The organism is Cyanobium sp. Cruz-8D1 (assembly GCF_024345975.1).
Taxonomy (GTDB): Bacteria; Cyanobacteriota; Cyanobacteriia; order PCC-6307; family Cyanobiaceae; genus Cyanobium.
In genome coordinates this window covers 1-6469 of sequence record NZ_JAGQCD010000078.1, presented here as the reverse complement: position 1 = coordinate 6469, position 6469 = coordinate 1, and the positions used below count along the sequence as shown (strand labels likewise).

Here is a 6469-nt window from a genome sequence, read left to right as displayed (position 1 = left end):
CCGGCGTCATCAAGGCGGCCGGCACCGAGCTTGCGGCGGATCGGCAGGCCCAGCAGCAGGGTGAGCAGCTCGGCGGCCTCACGCTCGGCGCGGTCGCCGCGTGACTTGGGGGCGTTCGGCATCGAGGGGGCGAAAACGACGGAGCGAAAATGGCAGCTTAGCTTCCGCTAGGGGATGCAAGCATTCGCTAGGCATGGAAGCAAGCCTACCTGAAGTGGTTGCTGTTCGATACCAGCCACCAGGAGGGCCAGGAAGGGACCTATAGCCAGGTTTCCCTTGTGATGCCACGCAGAGTGGGCTGGAATGCCGCTCCTGGGGCACCTGGGCACCGATCCGGGAGCGGTGCGGGGTTCCCGTCCTCAGGCCGCAACGTCCGCATGGTCCGGCAGGACTGCCAGCGGATGCGCCTGCACCACCGCCAGGGGCGGCTCAAGCATCGCGGCCCAGGCCTTGGGATTCGCCTCGATCCACTCCCGCGCCAGGTTGCGCGGCGCCTCGGTGCTGCCGGCGCCGGGATAGCGCGTGGCCGGTGACCGCCGGCCGGGCCAGCCCTGGGACAGGTCGCTGGAGCCGGAGCGCTGGCGGTCGCTCTCCAGCTCCGCCCAGGCTGGGGTCGGGGCATCCAGCTGCTCCAGCGTCATCAGGCCTCGGGCCACCAGCCGCGCCAGGCCCTCGGCCACCGTGCTCACTGGACGCCGTTGCCGTTGCTGATGCTGTTGCCGTTCGGCTGCTCCGTCGCCATCGAGGGCAGAACGCTCAGGTGGTCCAGCACGCCGGACGGCTCCTGGCGGGCACCATCACCGTTGGCCAGGCCGTGCTGGGCGATCAGATCCGCCTCACTGGCCGGTAGGGGGTGGAAGCCCTCAACGGCCATCCGAATGGCCAGGTCCTGGCGCAGGCCCCAGCGGAAGTTCGGCAGCCCGTTCTCCAGCCGGTAGAGGTAGCGGAACAGGGCCAGGTGGGTGGGCAGGTCCGTGGGCCGGCCCGGGTCCTGGACGAACTGCTCGGCGGCATAGGCCAGGTGCTGCGGGGTCAGCTCATCCCCCACCTGCTGGGGGATGGTTGACCAGAGGAGGGCCATGGCGTTGGCGCTCGGCCGCCTGACGAAGGGCACCAGCTCGGCGAGGGCGTCGAGGAGCTCGCCGTAGTGGATGGGTGTGATCGTCACGGGAACCTCCCTGATCCGCTGAAGTCTATTCGCTAAGCCAAGTCAAAATTCTGTAGCGAACGCTCCCGTTCGAGTCGAGCCTTGACGTTGTAGAAGGCCGCCAGCACATCGGCGGAGCTGGAGTTCTGGCCGTAGGTGGCCCTGTAGCGGCGCTCAAAAGACTTGAGGCCGGGGAACAGGGCGCCGTCGTTGAGGTCCGACTCCTGCAGCAGCAGCGGCGGCGGATGCTTCTGCCGCCAGTCGTGCCAGGTCTGGTAGCGGATGAGGTCCCAGTCCTTCATCGCCGCCGTAGCGATCTGGCCGCGCACCTCCTCGATGCCGCCGATGGGGCTGTCGAGGATCTGCAGCAGCTGGGCCTGCTGCGCCGCGAAGGCCAGATCTGTTCGCGATCCGCTCTTGCCTGCCCAGTAGGCCCGCAGCTCCTCGGCCACGGGCTGCAGACGGGGGTCGGGTTGCCGGGGTTGGCCCTGGTGGGGCTCAGCAGCCCAGGGATGGAGCAGCGCTGCAGCTGGGGGGCTGCTGGGTGTTTTGCCTTGGGGAACATTCGTACCACCCGATCGATCCTCCTCCTCGTTCGGGTTCGCGGCTGGAGGCCCAGCCGGCGTGACGGAGGAGGTAGGAGGAGGAGGATTTATTTCTTGTTCTTGTTCTTGATCTTGATCTTGAACAGATATAGAGGGGTGTTCACGCGGTGAACACTTTGCGTTCACGCCGTGAACACTTGCGTTCACGCGGTGAACGGTTTGGTGTTCACGCTGTGAACGGTTTGCGTTCACGCCGTGAACGCTTGGGTGTTCACGCTGTGAACGGTCAAGGGCCTCTGCCGTCGGCCGTCGAGCCTCTTGCGTACGCTCGCCCTCGACCGCTGAGCGCTGCTGTTCAGGCCGCGCACGCTCGCGCTCGGCCCATGTAAAAGCGATCTCGGGGCTGATCGCAGCATCGCCGGCCGTCTCCTTGGGCGACTCGTCCACCTCGTCATTGGCGAACCTGAGCAGCTCGCGCAGCTCGCCGAACACCTTGTGGGCCCCGCCCACCGACAACCCGGTGATCTGAGCCAGACGCCTGGCGCTGATCTCGGGAATCGGCCGGTCGTTACGGAAGTAGGTGACGAGCCGTAACCAGGCCCTGAGGCCTGCAGCACTGAGGTTCTCGGTGGCCCAGCAGGCCACCCGGTAATCCATCTTGATGAACGGGGCCCCGGCCAGAGGCGAGGGGCAACGGGGGCTCACAAACATCGGGCTGGCCTCAAGTGCTGGCCTGGGTCGAACCCTTGGCCTCACACGTCAGGCGCTGCCGCGCCGCCGCAATCTCCTGGCGCTCCTGCGCCATCAGCTGGCTCAGCAGCTCGCGCATGTAGGCCGAAACGCCGCGGCGGCCGGCGTGATGACGCAGCCAGGCCGCCTGCTCGGGTCGCAGCAGCACCATCACGTTGGTGCGTGATTCAGAGGCAAACGGAAGGGGGGAATCGATCATGACAAAACTGTTGGCTTGCACCACGCTAGTGGGAGCTAGAGTAGTGGCAGCGACTGGGGGCACAAGACGTGGTACGTGCCGCTAGCAAGGCGCCAGGACATGGCGCTGAGTGGCTCCAGCCGCTGCCGATCAGCCGTGACGACAGCACCTGGACCTACAGCCTCACCGATCGCCACCACTGGTTCCCGGTGTCCATCACCGGCGTGATCGCCAAGGTCTGCAAGAACGAGGACGCCCTCGCCTGGATCGAGGCCTGGCGGGATGTGTGGGAGCCCCGCGGCAACACCTGCCACGCCGCCCTGCAGCACTTCACTCTCCACAACTGGCAGGCGCCGCCACAGCTGTGGCCGGCGGGGCTCGACGCGCGTGTGCCGGTGGATCCCTGGGGCGAGCCGTACGGCGCCTACGGCGACTGGATCGCCCCCGTGCTGGCTGAGCCTCTCTGGGGGCATGTGCAGGTGGTGGCCTCGGAGTTGATGCTCTACGACGCGGCACGCAATGTCGCCGGCACGCTCGATCTGGTGCTGCGCTTCCCCGATGGCAGCTACGGGGTCGCCGATCTCAAGAGCCTTTCCGAGAAGGGCAGGAAGTACGACACCCGGGCCCAGCTGGGGGCCGGCATCACGATGAGCGAGCAGCACTACCGGCTGCCCATCAGCCGCGGGCTGACGATCTGGGCCATGCCGGGCAATTGTGAGGTCAAGACGCACACGGCCGCCGAGTGCCGGCGGCGCTGGGGGGAGGTGTTCAACAGCTACGTGCGCGACTGGCGACCTTTCTAGGGCTGCTGTTACGGGTCACTAGTGATAAAATGACTAGCGAAAGCAAATAAGGCAGATCGCTCTTGAACGGTCCACTACTGCCAGCCTTCTCTCGTACCCGCCAGATCCGCAAGCAACCCCATGTCGTCCCCTTCCGCCATCGACGCGCTGCATGCGCTGCTCGACACCTGCGACAGCTCAGCCTCCTGTTCGCCTGCTGTGCTGGCTTCCTCCTTGGAGCCGGCGCCGCCACAGTCCTTCTCGCTGTCGCAAGAGGTCGCTGAGGCGCTGTATGTCGCCGCCGAGGCCAAGGCCGTCCTCGACGCCGCCAAGCAGCGCCTGGAGCAGGCCACCACGGCCCTCGACTCCCTGGTGGAGGCCGGCCTCCTGCCCGAGAAGGGCCTGCCGATCGTGAGCGGCTACACCCTCTACCGCCAGGAGGGCCGCCCCTCGTGGACCTATCCAGCGGCCATCAAGCGGCTGGAGGAGCAACTCAAGAAGCGCAAGCAGCTGGCCGAGCAGCTGGGTGAGGCCAGCCAGAAGCGCGGCAGTCCCTTCTGGACCATCAAGGAGGCGACCCCGCTCAAGCCAGGCTCGCCGTTGCTGCCGAACCAGGAGCAGCCATGAGCCGCGATCCCGTCACAGAGACAGTCGCCGAGGCCGCCAGCAAGGTGGTGGCCAGGCACCTGCGCGAACTGCCCAGCATCGCCCTGGAAGCCGTGGCCGATCTGGTCACGGTCGCTGGGCCCGAGGCCCTGATCAATGTCGTGTCCGACGAACTGATCGCCCGCCACCCCAAGCACCTCCGCTCTTGATCCGATGTACCCCTGCCCCTGGTTGACGGCGCCCCAGGCCGCCGCCGCCCTCGGTGTCTCGATCTCCACCCTCTATCGCTGGCGCACCCAGCAGTTGCTGGTGCCCGGTGAGGACTGGTATCGCAAGTTCCCCAGCGCCAGAAGCCCGCTGCTCTACAACGTGGCGAGTGTGCAGCGCCGGATCGCGTCGCTCTCCGCCCGCAGCGCTCAGGAGCTGGAGTCCGTGCTGGGTTGAGGGGTGGTGGCGGCGGCGGTCTGCACGGTCGACACGGCGGCATTCGCCAGGCCGGCTCCACCCGGTTCGTATGTGTACGAATGGCCTACTCTTTACACATCAGCAGAATTAGCAGGGCCATGCGCACCAACATCGTCATCGACGACGACCTGATGCAGCAGGCCATGCAGGTCAGTGGGGCCCGCAGCAAGCGGGAGGCCGTGGAACTGGGCCTGCGCACCCTGGTGCGGCTGCAGCAGCAGGGTGAGATGCGGGCGTTCCGCGGCCAGCTCCACTGGGACGGTGACCTGGAGGCCCAGCGGCTTGATGGGCCCGATGTTCCGTAGTGATCGTCGTTGATTCCTCGGTCTGGATTGACTTCTTCAATGGAGTCAGCACGCCCGAGGTGGAGCACCTCGATGGGCTGCTCGGGGAGACGCCGCTGGTGATTGGCGATCTGATCCTGGTGGAGGTGCTGCAGGGATTCCGCCATGGGCGTGATGTGGCGAAGGCCCGGCAGCTGTTCCGTTCGCTGACCCTGCTGCCAATGCTGGAGGGACGCAACGCCTGGGTGGCGGCCCAGAACTACCGGCAGCTGCGCAGTAAGGGGATCACGGTGCGCAAGACCATCGACGGGATCATCGCCACCGCCTGCATCGAGGCCAACCTGTCGTTGCTGTTCAGCGATCGTGACTTCCAGCCCTACGTGGAGCATCTGGGGCTGCAGCCGGTGCTGGGTTAATGCACAAGCTCAGACCAGAGTCGTTGCTGGAGGGACTGATCGCTTCAGGCCGTCGCAGAGGCTGATGTCGCAGCCTCGCGGCAGCAGTTGCTGCCCCGCTCCTCCTGCTAAGTCAGGGTTGGGGTCTGCAGGGCGGCCAGGCGAGACCCACCAGGGCCGCCGCGCTCACTCCTCCTCGTCGGCCCCACCCACCGGCACCAGGCGGATCTGCTTGCGACCCAGCTTGATCTCGAACTCATCGCCGGGCCTGAGATCCAGCATGGCGGTGTAGGCCTTACCCACCAGTAGGTTGCCGTTGCCCTGCACCGTGGCGACGTAACTCAGGCTGCGACCACCGCGCCCCTTGCCGTTGCCTCCACCGTTTCCGAAACTGACGCCCTTGACCTCCAGCAGCGCTTCATAGAAGGCCGTGAAGTTCAGCCGTTCACTACCGTCCTTCTTGGTGCTGACGTAGCCGGCGGCTCGAACGAGATCGGATTTGGAGGCATCGCCCAGCTCCTTGACTTTGGCGAGGAGGTCAGATCCTGTGAGGGCCATGTTGGTGAAGCGTCAGTTAGCTGGACCATAACTACTCAGCAGATACCCGCCAGAGCAACAAGGTGCGGTTGTCCGTTCCTTCAGCGGAGGCTTTCGCAGGCCTCACCATTACCATCACCATCAAGGTAGGTGTGTCCTTGGCGCAACAACTCCTGGGCGCGGGCAAAGGAGCCGATCTCACCGCAGCGATATGTCCGGCCACCAGGAATCGACTCGGTGCTTCTGGCTGATCGCCCCGCCGATCTGCCGCGGCGGAAGTCCCAAGGGCGGGTGATGCCACCCGGCACCCTCCACACCCCGTAGCGCCTGCGAGAGGCACGGAACTCAGCATCGAGATACTCCCTGGCGTCGCACTGACCCAGGGACTTCCGGTAGGCAAAGGCCATGCCGTCTTCCACCAGCGCCAGGCCGAAATTGATCTCTCCGATCACCTCGGCCACGATGCGGCCGTAGCGATCCTCCGTCTGCAGCAGAAGTGTGACCGGGGCCCCAATCCGCAGCCGCGATTTCAGAGCTGGCCCAGCCAGCTAGCGGAATTCTGGCCGTTTGTGCTGGTCGAAGCTGCGCTGAAGGGCGTCGCCGATCGTCAGCCCCACCGGGAGGGAAGTCACCGCCGAAGGAGGTGCCCAGCACCTGACTGACGGACACATCTCAGGTGAGACCGTTATGCGATCCCCATTGGCGCCGTGGGGTGAGGAGGCGGTGGCAGTTCGATCCGCGAGAACCAGGGCCGTTTCTGCCGTCGCCTGACCCTGCGGC

General features: G+C 66.1%; 12 protein-coding genes. 6 read left to right on the top strand and 6 right to left on the bottom strand.

The features are described 5' to 3' along the window. Positions 1 to 359 precede the first annotated feature (359 nt). The 4 genes from KBZ33_RS20715 to KBZ33_RS20700 form a co-directional block, all read right to left on the bottom strand. Complete coding sequence (locus tag KBZ33_RS20715) at positions 360 to 689, bottom strand: hypothetical protein (protein ID WP_254955365.1); 330 nt, start codon at positions 687 to 689, stop codon at positions 360 to 362. Then, positions 686 to 1168, bottom strand: coding sequence for a hypothetical protein (locus tag KBZ33_RS20710; RefSeq protein ID WP_254955366.1), 483 nt, complete (start codon positions 1166 to 1168; stop codon positions 686 to 688). Before KBZ33_RS20710 ends, KBZ33_RS20715 begins: the two co-directional genes overlap by 4 nt. Positions 1169 to 1200: 32 nt before the next feature. Next, positions 1201 to 1599, bottom strand: a complete 399-nt coding sequence (locus KBZ33_RS20705; RefSeq protein WP_254955367.1) for a hypothetical protein — start codon at positions 1597 to 1599, stop codon at positions 1201 to 1203. Positions 1600 to 2413: 814 nt separating this feature from the next. Continuing rightward, on the bottom strand, positions 2414 to 2641 hold the full coding sequence (locus KBZ33_RS20700; RefSeq protein WP_254955368.1) for a hypothetical protein: 228 nt from the start codon (positions 2639 to 2641) through the stop codon (positions 2414 to 2416). 68 nt (positions 2642 to 2709) lie between these two features. On the opposite strand from KBZ33_RS20700, the gene KBZ33_RS20695 reads away from it, so the two are divergent. The 6 genes from KBZ33_RS20695 (at position 2710) to KBZ33_RS20670 (ending at position 5173) form a co-directional block, all read left to right on the top strand. Continuing rightward, complete coding sequence (locus KBZ33_RS20695) at positions 2710 to 3423, top strand: PD-(D/E)XK nuclease family protein (protein WP_254955369.1); 714 nt, start codon at positions 2710 to 2712, stop codon at positions 3421 to 3423. Positions 3424 to 3543: 120 nt separating this feature from the next. Next, a complete protein-coding gene (locus KBZ33_RS20690) occupies positions 3544 to 4029 on the top strand; it encodes a hypothetical protein (protein WP_254955370.1) in 486 nt (161 codons plus the stop codon). After that, complete coding sequence (locus KBZ33_RS20685; RefSeq protein WP_254955371.1) at positions 4026 to 4217, top strand: hypothetical protein; 192 nt, start codon at positions 4026 to 4028, stop codon at positions 4215 to 4217. Before KBZ33_RS20690 ends, KBZ33_RS20685 begins: the two co-directional genes overlap by 4 nt. Before the next feature lie 4 nt (positions 4218 to 4221). Then, on the top strand, positions 4222 to 4452 hold the full coding sequence (locus KBZ33_RS20680) for a helix-turn-helix domain-containing protein (protein WP_254955372.1): 231 nt from the start codon (positions 4222 to 4224) through the stop codon (positions 4450 to 4452). Between the two features lie 119 nt (positions 4453 to 4571). Further along, positions 4572 to 4778: a type II toxin-antitoxin system VapB family antitoxin gene (locus KBZ33_RS20675; protein ID WP_254955373.1), complete on the top strand. Its 207-nt coding sequence runs from the start codon at positions 4572 to 4574 to the stop codon at positions 4776 to 4778. Next, positions 4778 to 5173 carry a PIN domain nuclease gene (locus tag KBZ33_RS20670; protein ID WP_254955374.1) on the top strand — a complete coding sequence of 132 codons (396 nt, stop codon included), beginning with the start codon at positions 4778 to 4780 and terminating at the stop codon, positions 5171 to 5173. Before KBZ33_RS20675 ends, KBZ33_RS20670 begins: the two co-directional genes overlap by 1 nt. 165 nt (positions 5174 to 5338) lie before the next feature. On the opposite strand, the gene KBZ33_RS20665 is transcribed toward KBZ33_RS20670, so the two are convergent. Further along, a complete protein-coding gene (locus KBZ33_RS20665) occupies positions 5339 to 5710 on the bottom strand; it encodes an AbrB family transcriptional regulator (RefSeq protein WP_254955375.1) in 372 nt (123 codons plus the stop codon). Positions 5711 to 5790: 80 nt separating this feature from the next. Beyond that, on the bottom strand, positions 5791 to 6204 hold the full coding sequence (locus tag KBZ33_RS20660; RefSeq protein ID WP_396108937.1) for a thermonuclease family protein: 414 nt from the start codon (positions 6202 to 6204) through the stop codon (positions 5791 to 5793). Positions 6205 to 6469: the final 265 nt, after the last annotated feature.